A 19,348-nucleotide genomic window follows, 5' to 3' on the forward strand; every position below is an offset into this window, starting at 1 on the left:
TTTACTTATGCAACACTACTTATCAGCCGCAGGCAGAATTTTCGTACGGCCCGGTCGGAGTGCTGCGCCAGCAGGCCCTGGTAGCCGGCCCGCCGACAGCCTACGTGTGGGGGGGAGGCAATTCACAGCTCATTGCCGAAGTCAAAAACGCGGCCGCTAATCAAGTCGCGTTTACCAGCTTTGAAGTCGGCAGCCCCGGTGGTTGGGCCTATGGTGGATCTGATGGCAGCGTTAACTCACATCTGCAGGCCGCTGCTGCGGCTACCGGACGGCGGGGTTACCGACTTGATGGAGGGGAAGGAGTGAGTATGACCGTCAATACGCCCGGCAAGTATTTACTTAGCTTTCAGGCTTCCAGTCAACCGATCGTTTATGCCGCAGTCAATGGCCAAACGAACTACCTGACTCCTACCTCGCAGACAGCGGGTCCACTGCTCAAGGGGTATCATTGGTACACGTTTCAGGTAGCAATCACGGCCGCTACCGGTCTTCATATAGAGGCCGCCAATCCAGCCAGCCCTATCCTACTAGACAACATACGCTGGCATCCGGCAGGGGCTATGATGACCAGTTACACGTACGATCCGCTGGCTGGCATCAGCTCGCAGACGGGTCCGGACGGGCGCACGATTTTTTACGAGTACGATGCGCTGGGCAAGCTGCTGCGCGTGCGCGATGAGCAGGACCGGGTGCTGAGCGAAAACGTGTACAAATACGCTACCCAGCCCTGACCTCTTCCTGACCGTCTGCTTTCGCGTCTTCTATTTCTTTCCGGTTCCGGCGTATGCACCCTTTCTATTCCGTGCGACTAGTATTTACCCGTCTGCTGCTGTTGCTGCTACTCGGGCTGGCGCCCCATCTGGCGTGGGCGCAACTGGGGGGTTGGGGGGAACCGGCCGAGCCCATTGGGTTCCCTCCAGATCCCGCTCCACTGCCGTCCGAGGAACCACAGGGGCTCGTGCCCAACGACCAGGAGTTGCAGGCGCTGCAGGACTTCTACTACGCCACCGGTGGAGATGCCTGGCGCACCCGCACCGGGTGGCCCGGCTCAGAGCAGGCTTGGCAAACGGCCACTCTGGCCCAGGCCGCCAACTGGTTTGGCCTGCAGGTGGTGGACGGCGATGTGGTCGCGCTCAGCAGTGATGGCAACGGCCTGTCGGGCCAGTTGCCGGCCAGTCTACACCAGCTGGAAGGGTTGCGCGTGCTGCGCCTGGGCAACGCCCCGCGGTTGACGGGGCCACTGCCCACCTACTTTAATCAGTGGCAGGCACTCGAAACCCTGCACCTCTACAATACGGGCCTGAGCGGCCCGCTGTCGCCGCAACTCGGCCGGCTAAGTCAGCTGCGCAGCCTGCTGCTGGCTAAAAACAGCTTCACGGGGACTCTGCCGGCCGAGCTCGGTCAGCTTAGTTACCTGAACTACCTGAACCTGAGTGATTCTTACCAGGACTTGTATCCCCTGTTAGTGGCCCCGGAAGTAGAACTGGATGGGCGAGTAGGGCAAGGAGACGGTGAATTACAGCAGGGCGGGCCAGGAATGCAGGAGCCGGAGAATGGCAACCGCTTCCGCGGCGCTATTCCCGCCAGCCTGGGCCAACTTACGCAACTTACTACGCTGCGGCTGCGCCTGGACGGGGGCGCCACCCGCGGCCCGCTGCCCGCCTGGCTGAGCAATCTGGTCAGCCTGCGGACGCTGAGCCTGACCAACTGCCGGCTGACGGGGCCCGTGCCCACCTGGCTGGTGCAGCTGCCCAAGCTGCAAATCCTGCAACTCGAGCAGAATGAGCTGACCAGCCTGCCCGACTTCCGGCAGGCGCCGGCCCCGCAGAGCCTGCGCCTGCTGGTGGGCGGCAATCACTTCGACTTCGCCGACCTGCAGCGTAACACCAAGGGACCCGGCTTCTCTTCATTCGCCGGCTTTACCTACGCGGGTCAGACGCCGCAACCGGGCACCGATACCACGTATGCCGTGCGCGGCAGTCAGCCCGTGCTCCGGCGGCCAATGGGCGGGGACTTCAACTTCTACCAGTGGGAACGGCTGGTCGGCAGCCAGTGGGTGACGCTGCCCGGACGGACGGGGCTGGAGTTGACGGTAGCCCAGATGAATGAGAGCGAGGAGGGCCACTACCGCACCCGCGTCACGCATGAGTGGTTCGAAGGCACGGTGCTCTACACCCGGCCCGTGTACCTGAGCCAGCTGCCCTACACGCCCCTGCCGCTCAATGAGCCCGGCGGCCTCATTCTATCGACGGGAAAACAACCGCCCGCACCCGCCAACCAGACGGATTCGGTCAACTACGTGCGCACCTACACGGCCCGCACGGCGACGACCGACCCGACCAGCCTACAGCAGGCTTTCACGCAGGGGCAGATGGAGCAGGTGGCTGTGAGCACGCAGTACCTGGACGGGCTGGGCCGGCCGGTGCAAGCCGTGCAGCACGCCGCCTCGCCCACGGGCCGCGATCTGGTGCAGCACACCGAGTACGACGCGCTCGGCCGCCAGCCGAAGCAGTTTCTGCCCTACTCGGCCGCCCCGACTGCGGCCGACGCGGTGCGCTATCACCCCGATGCCCGGGCCGCGCAGTACCAGTTCTATAAGGGTCAGGGTCAGGACCCGCTGCTGCCCCAGCTCACGGCCACGCTGCCCAAAACGAGCGTGGCCTACACGGAAACCGTATTCGAGGCCTCGCCCCTGAACCGGCCCCGGGTGCAGGCAAGCCCCGGCGAGACCTGGCAGGTAGGAAAGGGCCACGAGACGACGCTCGATGAGCGGCCTAACGTGGCCAGCGACTCGGTCATGCGCTACACGCCGGACTACGGCCCGGACCGCGAGGAGCTGAAATATGAGGGAACCTACGCCCCGGGCGAGCTGTGGGTCAAGACCAGCCGCGACGAGCAGGGGCAGTGGCGGCAGGAGTTCACCGATAAGCAGGGGCAGGTGGTACTCAGCCAGGTGGGACTGGACGGCAGCTACCAGCAAGTGGCCACGAGCTGGCTCAAGACCTACTACGTGTTCGACGACTTCGACCGGCTGCGGGCCGTGCTGCCCCCACTTTCGGTGCAGCGGCTGCGTAAAAACAACTGGCTCGTCACGGGCGCGGGGGTCGAGCGCCTACTGTTTCGCTACCATTACGACGCGCGGGGCCGCCTGGTAGAAAAGCAGGTGCCCGACCAGGCCGGCTATGCCTACACTATCTATAACGAGCTCGACCAGCCCATCCTCAGCCAGCAGGTTAGCCAGCAGGCCACCAAGGAGTGGGTAGCCACCAGCTACGACGCGCTGGGCCGGGTGATCTACACGGGCCTGGTACGCTTTGCCAGCCTGAGCGGCACGGCCAGCGAGCAGTACACCCAGCTGCTGGGCTGGCAGGCCAACTGGCTGGCCAGCAATGCCAGCGTCCCACTCTGGGAGGAGCCCAGTGCCACGCCCACGCTGGGGCGGGCTTACTACTCGGCCCGCAGCTGGCCGGGGCTGGGTGGCACGCCGGGAGCCGAGCTGCTGAGCGTCTCGTACTACGACCACTACGACTTCAACCAGGACGGCCAGCCCGATGTGAGCTACCAGCCGCCCACGGCCACCGAGCTGGCCTGTGAGCCGGAGCAGGTGCCAGTGGTCGACCTGCGGGTGACGGGCCAGGCCACCGGCAGCTGGGTGCGGGTGCTGGGACGGGCGGCCACGGCGGCCGACGCCTGGCTGAGCAGCAGCACGTTCTTTGACGAGAAACTGCGCCCGATTCAGGGGCAGAGCACCAACGCGCGCGGCGGCACGGACGTTACGACCACGCGCTACGACTTTGCCGGGCAGGCGCTCAGCTCCTACGCCACGCACCAGGTGCCGGGCCAGCCGGCGCGGGCCGTGCGCGAGCAGCGGGCCTACGATAACCAGGGCCGTCTGCTGAGCGTGACCCAGGAGCTGGACGGGGCCCCGGCCCAGGTGCTGGCCCGCCACAGCTACAACGAGCTGGGCCAGCTGGAAAAGAAGGCGCTGGGCGGCCAGTGGGCCGCCGGTACGCCGGTGCCGCGGCCGGGCGATGCGAGCGGCCCCAAGGCGTTGCAGACGGTGGACTTTCGCTACAACATCCGCGGCTGGCTGACGAACATCAACGACATCGAGCAAGTCGCTCCGGCCGACGGGGATCTGTGGAGCTTCGCGCTCAGCTACGATGCCGGCTTCCAGGACCGGCAGTACAACGGCAACATCGCCGGGCAGCGCTGGCGGGCGGCCAGCGACGGGGTGGAGCGGGCCTACGGCTACCGCTACGACAAGCTCAACCGCCTCTTGCAGGGCGACTATGTGGCCCGGGCCACGCCGGCCGCCGGCTGGGGGGCGGAGCGGGGTAACTGCCGCTTCTACGCCGCCTCGTATGACGCGGGCGGCAACCTGCTCACGCTGCGCCGCCGGGGTCTGGTGGCGCCGGCCTCGCGCACGGTGGCCGCCCAGTATGCCGAGACCGACAACCTGCGCTACCGCTACCAGCCCGCCAGCGGCAGCAGTGAGCCGGCCAGCAACCGGCTGCTGCGGGTGGACGATCTGGCCCCCGCCGCCACGGCCTTCGGGGCTAAGCTGCCCGCACGGCCCGACTTCACGGACGGAGCCACGGGTGGCAGCCAGAGCCCGGACTACAGCTACGATGCGGCCGGCAGCCTGACGAGCGACCTCAACAAGGGCATCCGCCTGATTCGCTACAACCACCTGCAACTGCCCGAGCGCCTAGAGTGGGCCAACGGCCACGTGCTGGAGTACACCTACTCGGCCGCCGGCCAGAAAGTGAGCAAGCTGGCCACCGAGGCCGGTAAGCCCACCGGGGTGCGCACCGACTACCTGGGCCCCTGGCAGTACGAGCGCGACAGCCTGCGCTGGCTCACCCACGCTGAAGGGCGGGCCCTGTATCAGTACAAAAAGGACTTAGCCGGGCAGCTGGTAACGAAAGTCAACTACGAGTACACGCTCAAGGACCACCTGGGCAACCTGCGCGTGGCCTTCCACCCCGGCGAGCGCACCAACTACTATGCTGGCTTGGACAGCAACCCTGAACAGACCCGCCGGGAGCAGCGGGCCTTCGACTCGGTGAGCGTCTCGTATCCGATCCGGCGGATGGTGGGGATGCAGTTCGCCCGCTCGGGCGATGGCGTAGCGCTACTCAATGCGGCAGGCGCGATGCCCCAGCCCTTAGGGCCGCTCAAGCAACTGAGTGTGGCGAAGGGTGACACGGTGGACGTGGTGGCGCATGGCATGTACCAGCAGACGGTCAGCAACCCTACCTGGGGCTTCTCGCTGGCCAGCTTCGTGGCCGGGCTGCTGCAACAACCCGCCGCGGGCCCGCCACCTCCCGATGGGGGCCGCCGGGTGCGGGTGCTGCCGCTGCTGAGCGTGGGCCTGGGCCTGGTGCCGGCCGTGCAGCAACTGGCTGGCGGCGTGCCCAAAGCCTACGTGCGAGTACTAGTCTACAACGCTGATTCGGCCTTGGTGGACTCGCAGACCCGGCAGCTGAGCAGCACGGCGCAGGGCGGCTATGAGCGGCTATCGTTACGCGTGTTCGTGCCGACTGCCGGCTACGTGCAGGCCTATGTGGCCAACGAGAGCGACACGGACGTGTTCTTTGACGACATCAGCGTCGAGCACCGTCAGGGCCTGCAGGTGCAGGAGAACCAGTACGACCCCTACGGGCTGGACTTAGCCGGGCTTTCGCGCTCCGCTACGCCGCAGAACAAGCTTACCTGGAACGGCAAGGAGCAGCAGACCGAGTTTGGCCTGAACTGGCACGACCACGGCTGGCGCTTTTATGACCCCATGCTGGGACGGTGGGTGGTCACCGACCCGGATGGGGAGGAGGGCGACCAGGAGGGCTGGACGTCGTATCAGTTCGGGATGGACAACGCTGTCCGATACAACGACTTGGACGGGCGATGTCCAGGGGGGATTTGCCCCCCAGCTCCTGCTCTACCAGCAGCTGGGGCTATTCTATTAGAAGTGCTGGAAGTGGTTGGAGCCGTAGCGTTAGCCCCTGAAGTAGCAGCTGGCGCAATATTAGTAGGTGGAGTAATAGGGTTAGGCTATCTAATTGACGCCGCCGCCGAATCAGGAGTTTCTGCCCCTGGCCACCCACATTACATGTTGAGTGATGAGCCGTTTTATACCTCTCAGGCACAGTATGATAAAGCCCATTCCGTAAACAATTCTGGTAACCTTAGTCGTACTGGAAGACCTTTACCTAAAAGTCAAACAAATGGAGGAAGAGCCATTGACCCTAAAACAAAGCAGCCAATAGGAGGAAATGGAACAAAAGCTCGTCCGGTTACTGTGAATAAAGGGACTTTTAAAGAAGCTAAGGATGCCGCCCGTAATGATAAGGCAAATGGAGGAAAAGGGACGCCTGTTAAGCATAATAAAGACTCAAAAGGAGGTAAGCACTTTCATAATGGTAGCGGAGTAAAGGGAAAGGGTAAAGAATCAAAAAACTATGGTGACAATGCAGGCAAAGTGAGTAATTCTGTTCACTACACCCCTCCAAAAAATTCATCAAATTGAGCCATTTAATTTTTATATGACTAAAAATAAGTCAACTATGCCCGTCTGGATCTGCACAGTGCATGCTAAAAATAATCTTTTAGATGGACCTTTCAAAAACTATAAAGGCGTTATAGTTAATGCCTTTACTTATTCTGAAAATAAAGAAATAGCAATTGAAAATATCACTCAAGAACTTAGTAAATATTTTCTCAAAGTAATCTCAATTGATGATTTAGAAATTTTCCATAAAAACAAATTTTTTCAAATAAAAAGATTGCGTAAACTCGCTGCGAATTCTCAGAAGCATTTTACAACAGAATTTGACATTTTTTACACTTATGAAGAATAATTTGCATGCTCGGGAATTTATAAATTCCTTTATTTCCAAGGAACGAAAAGGTAGATACTTAGCTCTACTTGATTCTAAAATGGGGGAGAGGTCACTAGCATCACGTCTAGCTCACTTAGATACATTTGAAGATGCATTTATACAGTCGTTACCTAAAGGAGATCCAACTGTACAAATAGATTTCATTTATAGTTTTATAAAAAACATATACAATAAAGAAATTTGTTATATAATTTCAGAAGACAGAACTATTTCAGGAAAAGAAATTCCAGTTAAAGGTTCAGTAGAAATGATATCCGGGAAAGGGTTTGGTTCGATACTATCCTTTATACCTGGGAAATTGGCCTATTATGAAGGTGAATCGCCTGGTTCTAGCATCCTGTTTTACAAACACTGACAGCAGCTTTTTTATTCAAGGCGGCGGGTGCGCGTTTTGTCGCAGTTGAGCATGGGCCTGGTGCCGGCCGTGCAGCAGCTCTTGGGTGGGCGTACCCCGGACTTACATGTGGGTGCTGGTCTACAATGCCAACTCGGTGCTGGTTGATTGGCCAACCCAACAGCTGAGCCGGGTGGCGCATAGTAGTGTTCGAAAGAGAACCGCTCGTATGTCTTCACGCACACCTTTTGTTCTGAACTTGTTGCTCGTGCCCCTAGCAGGACTAATAAACCTCTTGCTTGACGGCAATGTGCTGTCGTGGATGATACTTTTTACCCTGATGGCCCTCGTGGCCAACGCGTTCATGTGCGTGAAAGCCCTGTGGCATCGGAAATACTCCTTGGCCCTTTTTTACCTGGTGATTGCCCCCGTTGAAATACCGCTCTGTATGTTTTTAGGCACTCCTTCTCGGATTGGCCACTAGCGCAGGGCTGACTGTAGCAATCACAGCATCATGCAGCCGAGGTGGCAATGCCCAAGCTTGGCTTCTTTTTGCGTTAGGCTATTGTTTGGACCCTTTTAGTGAACCAAGCACTTTAGAAGCGTAGTTTGCGTCTCCTTTGCGTGCCCTTATTTCCCAAGCTTTCCTTCCGTTTCGCCGTGTCCGTTGCCATGAAAGATGTCGTGCTGGTGAACCTAGGCCTAGTGGTCATCGGCGTCACCGTCATTTCCGCGTTGGCTTCCCAGGGAGGGGGCGAAGAAGGGGTGTTTTTGTTATCCTTGTTGCCGCTAATTGGGTACCTCGCGGCGGCGAACTTGGCCATGCTCGTCGTTTCCCTGCTGGTTCCATCGCAGCGAAAAAGAGCGGGGGGCTACGCCGTATCCGTGCTCCTGCTCGTCATTGGTTGGGTGCTGGCGCTGGTGTTTGGATTGCTGACAATGGGCAAGATTGGTGGGTGAGCCACTTTTGCGAGTCGGACCGACAATAGACGATGGTGAAAAACAGCTTGCCCAATGGCTCCTATTTTTGAACGGAGCACGTTTACGGCCGTACCCTTTTGCTGAACTGAAACTATGGTTTCATAATGTAATCAACCACGAATGATACGGCGATGAACAGTATGAAAACAATCAAACAGCCAAAATTGGAACTCCACTTATAGACTTTGGCAATACGGGTAATTATAAACACCAGGCCACACAAAATGACAACCTCGTATAATATGAATTCAACTCCGCGAAATATGGATTCCAACTCCCCTGCATAAGCCAACTGCGGTAGCAGCAACAGGCCAATCAACACCCAAAACAGGGTAGGCACAAGTGGCTTTATGTCCATTTTTTACTGGTTAGTGGGTGCTCCTTGCCTTGGGGTTGCGCTACGTATTGGTGAAAGGTACAGCTCAATCTGGCTCTGGGACAAGCACAGATACGCTCCTTCAACTGAATTGTGTCCGGCCTAGCTAGACCACCTCATATCGATTGGCGGATTATGAGCAGTTGCACCCATTCAATAATGATGGGTGACTCAAGCTGTCCTGGCAGCACCTTTTTTTTAGCTATTGCCTGAACTGAGGTGCTTAATTGGACTGGCTTAAAAGGATTCAGTCGAAATCAGCCAGTTTCTACTTATCATTGCCTCACTTTCTATCGTGCTTCCGATGAGGCAGATAAGCCCTTATTAGATTCTCTATTTGATTTAAACATGTACTCTTTCTGGAAAGATACAGTGCACCGGCTAATCCAGCCCTGGCGACAAGTGGTATGGTGGCTGGGTTTTGTAATATTAAGTTGCTGGAGCACGGCTGCTTTGGCGCAGACCGCTCCCGTTCCGGCAGCCCCCGGACCATCGATTGTACCGCTCTCCCCCACGGCTGCCTCATTGGGCCGCTTTGGAGTGATCCCGGTTAGCCATGCGACGGGTCTGGCTAATGTGAGCATCCCGCTATGGGAAGCGCAAGGCAATCACCTCTCGTTGCCCTTGAGCCTGAACTACCATTATACGGGCCTGCGCCTCAATGAGCCCGCCAGCTGGACGGGACTGGGCTGGACGCTCAATGCCGGCGGGGCAATTACCCGTTCAGTACGCGGCCAGATTGACGCACCCGGCTACGCTTCCTACGAAAGCATAGTCGATCCACTCGGTAAATCGACGGACCAGAACTTTTTGCAGCAGGCGTTAAGTGCTCCCTATGACACGGAGCCGGATGTCTACTATTTCAATTTTGCCGGTCACAGCGGCAAGTTTTTCCTTTCCAACGATAGCGTTTTTATCTCCCCCTATCAGTTAATGACGGTGAGCCGTAATGACCAGGGATTCGTGGTCACGGCCGACGATGGTACTCGGTATGAATTTTTTGCCCAGGAAGTCACCATCCCCAACATTCATAACGGAGGCCATGTTATCCCTACCCATGTGTCGGCCTGGTTCCTGACCCGAGTTGTATCGCCGATAGATGGAGAACAGATTTTGCTGACCTACGATACGGTCCCGGTTAAGCAGCCCACATACGTGGCCTCTTCCACCCTGACCCAGTACTTGCCCGAAACAAGTGCGAGTACGTGCGGTAGTAATTCCATCGCCGACTTTCAATACTACGGCGGGATTGTTGAGACTCAAGTAGTGCGCATGATTGCCACGGTGCAGCAAACGGTGCAACTGCAGTGGGGCAACGACCGGTTGAACTATATTACGGTGCAGGCGGTGGGCGATGCGGCAGCTAGTCCATTGCGCACGGTGCAGCTATGGTACGGCACTTTTAGTGGCGGCCTAAATGGGTTCCAGGCTTTACGTCTGGACAGCGTGGGGCTACAGGGCCAAAACGGCGTTCGACAGCCCCCTTACGTGCTCAGCTACCAAGAGGGCGCATTCCCATTACCACAGACGTTGGGGCTGGATCACTGGGGCTACTATAATGGCCAGGATGGTAATACCTCCCTGTTCACTGCTACGCTGAGCGTGAGCGTACCCGGCCGCAACGGCTTCGCCAACCGCGAGCCCAGCCTGCAGCACTTACGCCTAGGCGCATTACGCGCCTTGCGCTATCCGACCGGCGGGCGTACTGAGTTCACGTACGAAGCCAATCAGCTAGATGGCGGGACCAAAGATGAAGATCTGGTTGCCCGAGTGGTCGAGCGGGAGGTAGCCAACGGGGCCGGCACCCTGCGTGAGCGGTGGACAACGGCCGACACCGTCTGGTTCCGCGTGACCCGGCCAGGCCCCGTGGTGTTTGCGGCCCACCGGTTGTTACAGCCAACGGCGGGTGCCAACAACCACAATACCGCCGAAGCAGTGCTCACTGATAATACCGGTCGGATATGGGCCAGCTTACAAGCTCCTCGTCCGTCAGACTCCGCCGCCCCTTACGAGCAGGAAGTGCTCACCAATCCGGTTGTTCCCTTCGATCTGCCCATCGGACTCTACTGCCTGACGGTACGCTGTGATGTGGACGAGCAGCAGGTCGGGGCCAGTGTCCGGTTCTACGACGGTCGTCCGGCCCAAGTACCCTATTATCTTCTCCCCGGCCCGGGACTACGCATTGCCCGCATTAGTAGCTACAGCCACGCCGCTGATCAGCGCCCGGCTTTCACGAAGCGCTACCAGTATACGACGCCGCAGGGGCAAAGCACGGGGGCACAGTTTGCTGATGTTGGATACCAAAGCAGGCGATACATTGAGCAGCGACCCCAGTTCAATCCAGCAATTTCTTCGAGTGTCACAGGAGTGCCCGCGGACTGGTGTAATTATGTAATCCATACGGCCCAGACGACAGCGAGTCTGGAGGGGCTGGCCCAGGCCGGCATGTTTTACGGTAGCGTAACGGAATGGTCCGATTCGTTGGGGCTGGCTGGCAAGACAGTCTATGAATACAGCAAGTTCGGCAATGGCGGCGATGAAGTGTTTCTTACCCAGCAGCGCGAGTATGCCCACCAGAGCGGCGCGTATCAGTTGCGCAAAAGCCACCAGCAGACCTACCGCTCCGCCGTCGATCGAACCTTCTACACCTTCCGTCCGACCAAAGTTTTTCAAAATAATTGGGGCGTCTCGCTTCACCCATCAGGCCGCAACGACTATTATGAAGCATCGGTGACCACATTGAGCAGCATCTGGTATTCCCCCTTCCAGTCAACTGACCAGCAATACGACGCGCAGGGTCGGCAATATGCCTCCACTACCACCACCTTTTACCACCCGCAGCACCGGCACCCAGTGCGCACGGTGACTACGCTCACGCCGGACCGGCAACTGATTACGGCCCTACGGTATCCGCAGGATTTTGCTGCCGGCCCCTTCACGGATGCCGCGGCCCAAGGGATCCAGGGCTTGCTGCAGCAACGCATCCATAGCCCCGTGCTGGAGCAGCAGCAGTGGCAGCGCACGGCCACCGACTCGATACTGGTGCAGGCTACGGCTACCCTGTATGCGGGCCTCAACCCGGCCCGCCAGTTCACGCTATCAGCCCCGGCGCCGTTGCGCGACTTCCGCCCGGCCGCGCTGGGGCCGGCCGGTTTCGGTTACGATGCCCGCTACCGGCTCGCGCTCAGCTACGACCGCTACGACCAGTCCAGTAATTTATTGGAGTTTCATCAACCAGGCGGCGCCCCGCTGGCCTACGTGTGGGGATACAGCAGCACCAAACCGATTGCGCAGGTGAAGAATGCCTCGGCCGATCAAATAGCTTATACCAGCTTTGAAGTTGGTAGCGCAGGCGGCTGGAGCTACGGCGGGTCTGATGGCACGGCCAACGCGCACCTGCAGGCGGCCGCCGCCGCGACCGGCCGAAGGGGCTACCGCCTCGACGGGGGCTGGGGCGTGAGTACGACCATCAGTACGCCCGGCAAATACGTGCTCAGCTTCCAGGCCTCGGCTCAACCTATCATCTACGCCACTAGCAACGGCCAGACGGGCTACCTGGCGCCCAGCTCGCAGACGGTAGGCCCGTCAGTCAATGGCTTTAGGCTGTACACTTTCCAGGTGCCGATTACGGCGACCACCCGCCTGAACATCGATGCCAACAGCCCGGCCGCCGCCATCCTGCTTGACAACGTTCGCCTGCATCCTATCAATGCGCAGATGACCACTTATACATATGAGCCTTTGGTGGGCCTAAGCTCGCAGACCGGCCCCGACGGGCGCACTGTCTTCTACGAGTACGACGCGCTGGGCCGGCTGCTGCGGGTGCGCGACGAGCAGAATCGGGTGCTCAGCGAGAACGAGTATCAGTACGCCCGGCCCTAACCGAGGGCAAGAATATTCTCCCCAAACAGATTCACTCCTGCCCGGCCTTCGCTTATGCGCCCTTTCTACTCGCTCCGTATTCTTGTGCTCGGCCTGCTGGCTTCGCTATTATCAGGGCCGGCATGGGCTCAAAAGATTTTCACAGAGCCGCCCACAGAAGAACCGGAGGGGCTCGTGCCCAATGTCGAGGAACTGCAGGCCCTGCAAGACTTCTATTACGCGACCGGCGGCGACTTATGGGCTACGCGCTCGGGCTGGCCCAGCTCCGACTGGGAATGGCAGACGGCCACGGTGGGGCAGGCGGCAGATTGGGTAGGCGTACAGGTGGCGGACGGCGATGTCGTCTCCCTGGTCAGCAGCAGTAACGGCCTGAGAGGCCAGCTGCCGGCCAGCCTAGGCCAGTTGACCCAGTTGCGGGTACTGCGCCTGGGGGGCGCGCCCAACCTGAAGGGGCCATTACCCACCAGCATCGGCCAGTTGACCCAGCTGCAAACGCTGCACATCTACAATACCGGCCTGGGCAACAGTCTGCCCGCGCAACTGGGTCAGCTGACGCAGTTGCGCAGCCTGCTGCTGGCCAAGAACCAGTTTGCCGGGTCCATCCCCACCGAGCTGGGACAGCTTAGCAATCTGACCTACCTGAATCTGAGTGATACCTATCAGGACCTGTATCCGGAGGCTACCATCATCGGTGTGCTTGGAAGTCTGGAGGGGGAAGGTACCCCTGGCAATCCCACATTCAACGAGAGCAACAACGGCAACCGTTTCAGCGGAGCGATTCCCACGAGCCTGGGCCAGCTCACGCAGCTGGTAACCCTGCGCCTGAGCCTGCACGGGGGCGCCACCCGCGGGCCGCTGCCCGCCGGGCTCAGCAGCCTCAGCCAACTGAGCACGCTGAGCCTGACCAACTGCCGGCTGACGGGCCCGGTACCCGCCTGGCTGGTGCAGCTGCCGCAGCTGCAAACCCTGCAGCTGGAAGAAAACGAGCTGACCAGCCTGCCCGACTTCCGCCAGGCGCCTAACCGGAGTAGCCTGGGCCTGATGGTGGGCGGCAACCACTTCGACTTTGCCGACCTGGAGCGCAACACGAATGCGCCCCCCGACAAGGCCTCATTCCGCTCGTTCACTTTCGCCGGCCAGCGCCCGCGTCCGGGCACAGATACGGCCTATGCTGTGCGCGGCGGCAGCCGGGTACTCAGCCGGAGGATGGGCGGCAGCTTCAATCACTACCAATGGGAGCGGCGCGTGGGCAATGAGTGGATTACACTGGCAGGCAAGACGGGGCCGGAGTTGACGGTAACCAGCATGAACGAGGCGGCCGAGGGGCATTACCGTACCCGCGTGACGCACGACTGGTTCGAGGGCACGGTGCTCTACACCCGGCCCGTGTACCTGAGTCAGCTGCCCTACGCGCAACTGCCGCTCAACGAACCGGACGCCAGTACGCCCATGGCGGGTACGCCGCCACCCGCGCCCCTCAATCGCCCCGTCGGTCAAACCGACCCGGTCAACTACGTACGCACCTACACGGCCCGCACGGCCTACACCGACCCGGCCGACCTCCGAAACGCGTTTGTCAGTGGACCACCCGAGAACGTGGCCGTGAGCACCCAGTACCTCGACGGGCTGGGCCGGCCGGTGCAGATCGTGCAGCACGCCGCCTCGCCCACGGGGCGCGACCTGGTGCAGCGCACCGAGTATGACGCGTTGGGCCGCGAGCCCCGCCAGTACCTGCCCTACACGGCCGCCCCAACCGCAGCCGATGCGGCTAAGTATCACCCCAACGCGAAGGCCGCGCAGTACCAGTTCTACCAGGGGCAGGGCCAGGACCCGCTGCTGCCCCAGCTCACGGCCACGCTGCCCAAAACGGCGGTGGCCTACGCGGAAACCGTGTTCGAGGCCTCGCCCCTGAACCGGCCCCGCGCCCAGGCCGCTGCCGGCGAGAGCTGGCAGCTGGGCGGCGGCCACGAAACGACGCTCGATGAGCGCGCGAGCGTGGCCACTGACTCGGTGCAGCGCTGGGAGCCGGGCTACGGCAGCGAACGCGAAAACCTGAGCCCCCGCGGGGCGTACGCGGCCGGCGAGCTGTGGGTCAGCACCAGCCGCGACGAGCAGGGGCAGTGGCGGCAAAGCTTCACTGATAAGGAAGGCCGCGTGGTGCTGAGCCAGGTGGGCCTCAATGGTTCCTACCAGCAGCCGGCCACCCAATGGCTCAAGACCTACTACGTATTCGACGACTTCGGCCGGTTGCGGGCCGTGCTGCCCCCGCTGGCCGTGCAGCGGCTGCGCCAAAACAACTGGCAGCTCCCCGGGGCAGGCGTGGAGCGGTTGCTGTTCCGCTACCACTACGACGCGCGGGGCCGGCTCACGGAAAAGCAGGTGCCCGACCAGGCCGGCTACGCCTACACGCTCTACAATGCGCTCGACCAGCCCATCCTTACCCAAACGGTTAGCCAGCAGGCCAGAAAGGAGTGGGTGGGCACCAGCTACGACGCGCTGGGCCGGGTGATCTACACGGGTCTGGTGCGCTTTACGGCCCTCACGGGCACGCCCAGCCAGCAGTACACCCAGCTGCTGGGCTGGCAGGCGAACTGGCTGGCGGGCAACGCCAGCATCCCGCTTTGGGAGGAGCCCAGCGCCACGGCCACGATGGGGCGGGCCTACTACTCGGCCCGCAGCTGGCCTGCCCTGGGCCCAAGCGGAGCCGAGCTGCTGAGCGTGGCCTACTACGACCACTATGACTTCAACCAGGACGGCCAGCCCGATGTGGCTTACCAGCCGCCCACGGCCACCCAGCTCGGCGGGCCGGTGCCGGCCGTGGACCTGCGGGTAACGGGCCAGGCCACCGGTAGTTGGGTGCGGGTGCTGGGGCGGGCGGCCACGGCGGCCGACGCCTGGCTGAGCAGCACCACGTTCTACGACGAGAAGCTGCGCCCGATTCAGGTGCAGGCCACCAATGCGCGCGGCGGCACCGACGTGAGCACGAGCCGCTACGACTTCGCCGGGCAGATGCTTAGCGCCTACACTACTCACCAAGTACCCAACCAGCCCCAGCAGCGGGTCGTGCGCGAGCAGCGGGCCTACGATGCGGCCGGGCGTTTGCTGACAGTCACTCAGGAGTTGGACGGGGCCCCGGCCCAGGTGCTGGCCCGCCACACCTATAACGAGCTGGGCCAACTGGCCAAGAAGGAGCTGGGTGGTAAGTGGGCTACCGGCACACCGATTCCCCGGCCGGGCCAGCCGGGGCCGAGGGCCTTGCAGACGGTGGACTACCGCTACAATATCCGCGGCTGGCTCACCGGCATCAACGACATCGAGCAGACCCAGCCGGCCGGGCCCCTGGACCCGTTCGCCGACCTGTGGAGCTTCGCGCTGAGCTACGAGACCGGCTTTCAAGACCCGCAGTACAACGGCAACATCGCCGGCCAGCGCTGGCGGGCGGCCTCCGACGGGGTGGAGCGGGCCTACGGCTACCGCTACGACCAGCTCAACCGGCTACTGCAGGGCGACTTCGTGGCCCGGCCCACGCCGGCCGCCGGCTGGGGGGCGGAGCGGGGCAACTACCGCTTCTCCTCGGCCAGCTACGACGCAGGCGGCAACCTGCTCACGCTGCGTCGCCGGGGCCTGGTGGCCGCCGCCTCGCGCACGGTGGCCGCCCAGTATGCCGAGACCGACAACCTGCGCTACCGCTACGCCTCGCCCAACGCCGAGCCGGCCAGCAACCGCCTGCACCGGGTGGATGATCTGGCCCCGGCCGCCACGGCCTTTGGGGCCAAGCCACCCGCGCGGCCTGACTTCAGCGATGGGCCCACGGGCGGCAGCCAGCAACCGGACTATACGTACGACGTGGCCGGCAGCCTGACGAGTGACCTCAACAAGGGCATCCGCCTGATTCGCTACAACCATCTGCAGTTGCCCGAGCGCCTGGAGTGGGCTAACGGCAACGTGCTGGAGTATACCTACTCGGCCGCCGGCCAGAAAGTAAGCAAGCTGGCCACGGAGGCCGGCAAGCCCGCCGTGCGCACCGACTACCTGGGGCCCTGGCAGTACGAGCGCGACTCGCTGCGCTGGCTCACCCACGCCGAAGGGCGGGCCCTGTACACGTATAAGAAAGATTTGGCCGGCCAACCGCTGACTAAGGTCAACTACGAATACACGCTCAAGGACCACCTGGGCAACTTACGGGTGGCCTTCCACCCCGGCGAGCGCACCAGCTACTATGCCGGGCTCGACTCCAACCCCGAGCAGACCCGGCGCGAGCAGCGGGCGTTTGACTCGGTGAGCGTCTCATATCCGATTCGGCGGGTGGTGGGTATGCAGTTCGCCCGCTCGGGCGATGGCGTAGCGCTACTCAATGCGGCAGGCGCGATGCCCCAGCCCTTAGGGCCGCTCAAGCAGCTCTCGGTAGCGAAGGGCGATACGGTGGATGTGGTGGCCTACGGAATGTACCAGCAGCCGGCACGCACGGGCTGGGGCTTCTCACTGGCCGGCTTCGTGGCGGGCCTGCTGCAGCCGGCCGTGGGCGTGCCGGCCCCGCCCGATGGGGGCCGGCGGGTGCGGGTGTTGCCCTTGCTGAGCGTGGGCCTGGGCCTGGTGCCAGCCGTACAACAACTGGCCGGCGGCGTGCCCAAGGCCTACGTGCGGGTGCTGGTCTACACCGCCGATTCGGTGCTCGTGGCCTGGCCCACCAAGCAACTCACCAGCGCGGCCCTCAATGGCTACGAACAGTTATCTTTACGGGTGTTCGTGCCGGCCGCCGGCTACGTGCAGGCCTACGTGGCCAACGAGAGCGACACGGACGTGTTCTTTGACGACATCAGCGTCGAGCACCGCCAGGGCCTGCAGGTGCAGGAAAACCAGTACGACCCGTTTGGGCTGGAACTGGTGGGGCTGAGCAAGAGCGCCACACCGGAGAACAAGTTTACCTTCAATGGCAAGGAGAAGCAGGACGAGTTCGGGCTGGGCTGGCACGACTATGGAGCCCGGATGTATGACCCAGCTATAATTAGGTGGAATACAGGTGATCCTCTGGCAAGTAAAATGCCCGAATGGTCTCCATATGTAATGTCATATGACAATCCTATTTCGTTTCTCGATCCGGATGGAGCTCGACCATTTCCAGCGAATGACCCCACCTTTGCATCTCGAATTACTGCTATGATAGGTAGTACATTTGCAAATGTCGTTCAATACTCTAATAATTTCTCCATGAGAGCATTAGAACAGTGGGGGCATGGAGGTATTAACTATAGGGCAGGGATGTTTACTGTTCAAGGATTAATAGGTGAAGCGATAGTATCTAATAAAGTGCAAACATCAGTGGTAAATACTTATCGTCAGATTGGTAGAGCATCTGTACTCTCGCCTCAAAGTATCCCGGAAACTTACGCTTCCACACAAGTTAGAAATGGGGTGAATGAAGGAGGAAATGAGATAGACGTAGTTGCTAGAATTACCGGAGGATCAATTGGAAAAGTTGAAATGCAATTCAATAATTCCGATGGCAGTGCTAATAATACAAGTTATAATCTTGGGAAGGGCGAATCTGTTAACTTTGCTATGGAAGTTAAAACGATAGGTAGTCATAGAAATACATCAAAAATACTTGCTAGAGGCATGTCGCAGGCTGTGCGAAACGCAACAGGATACGGGAATGAAAATGACGGAAAAACAGTTCCTGTGCTAGTAACAGACATGAATGCTTGGGAAACTGCTATGGGCGACAAAGGGTTTGCAGAGAAATACAATTCGTTTTCAGCTAATGGAGGCAAACTGGTTCTTATAGATGGGCTGACTAAGGAAGCAAGAGCCAAAACCAAAGAGGTATATGAAGAAGCCAGAAAGTAATACAATAAAATACGTTTTTTTAATAGTATTAGCTATTATTCACTCATGTAAATTGGAAAATACAGTGGAAAGTACAAAGGAAAACAACAAAATATATATTGTCCCCTTAAATGAGAAGTATATAAATTTGAAAAATAAAAAGTCTATTGATTTTAAAGATTATAATACTATTATAAAAGACAATATTTTATCTGATTCTTTAGATGAATCATCAGAAATTATAATCAGTAATATAACAAACAGCATAGATGAAAAAGAAATTGTGATTGAAAAATTATTTTTGAAAAAATATGGACTACTTGATAGTTGTAAAAAGATAGATATTACTGAAAGTTATGGCTATATGAATGAAAATGATCTTATGAAATATATATTTACAAAATCTTACATATACAATATAAATAAATTAGAAATAATAAAAAATTCTAACAGAAATTATTACCTTATAGGTAATGATTTTATTAGGTTTATGAGTGATGAAATTGAAAACTCTCAGGGCAATGCAGGGCTGAAGTTGTTTTTTAGAAAATATGATGCTTGGCCTTATATGCTAATAGTTGATAAGAGATTATACTCCCAACTTCGACCAGGTTTATTGATTAAGTATAATAAAAGCAAGAAAAATATTGAGAAAGATTAAACTCGTTTTACATACAAAGATTTTGTAATATCTTGATATTTTTCGTGCGCCAGCAGCGCCGCTAAGACGACGCCGGGCGGCTGCTGAGCGTAACGCAGGTGCTGGCGCGGCACGTCTATAATGAACTGGGCCAGCTCGACAGCAAGCAGCTGGGCGGCGGCCCCCATCGGGCAGGCCGTAACAGTGCCGCTGCCCGATGGGGCCGCCGCCCTGGCAGACGGTGGACTTCCGCTACAACATCCGCGGCTGGTTGACGGGCATCAACGACATCGACGCCGTGAATCCCGCTGACGGGGACCTGTGGAGCTTTGCGCTCATCTGCGAGTGCGGCTTTGAGACGCCCCAGTACAAGGGGTTCTTGTTGCAACGGGGCGGATTTACACGCT

10 protein-coding genes are annotated in these 19,348 nt (G+C 59.3%); 9 read left to right on the forward strand and 1 reads right to left on the reverse strand.

The genetic code is table 11. From position 1 onward, the window contains the following. From J7E24_RS06315 to J7E24_RS06350, 8 genes are all read left to right on the forward strand, one after another. Window positions 1-731: hypothetical protein (locus J7E24_RS06315; protein ID WP_215136285.1), on the forward strand; the 731-nt coding region annotated here is incomplete at its 5' end. Between the two features lie 227 nt (window positions 732-958). Next, window positions 959-6,529 (forward strand): DUF6443 domain-containing protein, encoded by a 5,571-nt coding sequence (locus J7E24_RS06320; RefSeq protein ID WP_215136286.1) that lies wholly within the window; start codon window positions 959-961, stop codon window positions 6,527-6,529. 37 nt (window positions 6,530-6,566) lie between these two features. Next, window positions 6,567-6,860 (forward strand): hypothetical protein, encoded by a 294-nt coding sequence (locus tag J7E24_RS06325; protein WP_215136288.1) that lies wholly within the window; start codon window positions 6,567-6,569, stop codon window positions 6,858-6,860. Beyond that, the gene (locus tag J7E24_RS06330) at window positions 6,850-7,257 is read left to right on the forward strand and encodes a hypothetical protein (RefSeq protein ID WP_215136290.1); all 408 of its coding nucleotides are present in this window, start codon (window positions 6,850-6,852) and stop codon (window positions 7,255-7,257) included. The genes J7E24_RS06325 and J7E24_RS06330 overlap by 11 nt, the downstream gene beginning before the upstream one ends. Before the next feature lie 639 nt (window positions 7,258-7,896). After that, window positions 7,897-8,196 carry a hypothetical protein gene (locus J7E24_RS06335; protein WP_215136292.1) on the forward strand — a complete coding sequence of 100 codons (300 nt, stop codon included), beginning with the start codon at window positions 7,897-7,899 and terminating at the stop codon, window positions 8,194-8,196. Between the two features lie 1,021 nt (window positions 8,197-9,217). Further along, window positions 9,218-12,475: an RHS repeat domain-containing protein gene (locus tag J7E24_RS06340; RefSeq protein ID WP_215136294.1), complete on the forward strand. Its 3,258-nt coding sequence runs from the start codon at window positions 9,218-9,220 to the stop codon at window positions 12,473-12,475. Window positions 12,476-12,649: 174 nt separating this feature from the next. Beyond that, window positions 12,650-18,322 carry a DUF6443 domain-containing protein gene (locus J7E24_RS06345; protein ID WP_215136296.1) on the forward strand — a complete coding sequence of 1,891 codons (5,673 nt, stop codon included), beginning with the start codon at window positions 12,650-12,652 and terminating at the stop codon, window positions 18,320-18,322. Further along, window positions 18,303-18,962, forward strand: coding sequence for a hypothetical protein (locus J7E24_RS06350; RefSeq protein WP_215136298.1), 660 nt, complete (start codon window positions 18,303-18,305; stop codon window positions 18,960-18,962). Before J7E24_RS06345 ends, J7E24_RS06350 begins: the two co-directional genes overlap by 20 nt. Here the strand turns inward: J7E24_RS06350 and J7E24_RS06355 are convergent. Next, window positions 18,959-19,129, reverse strand: coding sequence for a hypothetical protein (locus tag J7E24_RS06355; RefSeq protein WP_215136300.1), 171 nt, complete (start codon window positions 19,127-19,129; stop codon window positions 18,959-18,961). The genes J7E24_RS06350 and J7E24_RS06355 overlap by 4 nt on opposite strands. A gap of 29 nt (window positions 19,130-19,158) precedes the next feature. Between J7E24_RS06355 and J7E24_RS06360 the strand changes: the two genes are divergently transcribed. Beyond that, window positions 19,159-19,348: hypothetical protein (locus tag J7E24_RS06360; protein ID WP_215136302.1), on the forward strand; the 190-nt coding region annotated here is incomplete at its 3' end.

The sequence above is a fragment of the Hymenobacter sp. ISL-91 genome, from assembly GCF_018613725.1.
Taxonomy (GTDB): domain Bacteria; phylum Bacteroidota; class Bacteroidia; order Cytophagales; family Hymenobacteraceae; genus Hymenobacter.

Excerpts from the sequence above, each read along its gene's own strand:
- J7E24_RS06355 (WP_215136300.1), bottom strand. The coding sequence starts at position 19,129 with ATGGGGGCCGCCGCCCAGCTGCTTGCTGTCGAGCTGGCCCAGTTCATT.
- J7E24_RS06330 (WP_215136290.1), top strand. The coding sequence starts at position 6,850 with ATGAAGAATAATTTGCATGCTCGGGAATTTATAAATTCCTTTATTTCC.
- J7E24_RS06350 (WP_215136298.1), top strand. The coding sequence starts at position 18,303 with ATGAAGAAGCCAGAAAGTAATACAATAAAATACGTTTTTTTAATAGTA.
- J7E24_RS06325 (WP_215136288.1), top strand. The coding sequence starts at position 6,567 with ATGCCCGTCTGGATCTGCACAGTGCATGCTAAAAATAATCTTTTAGAT.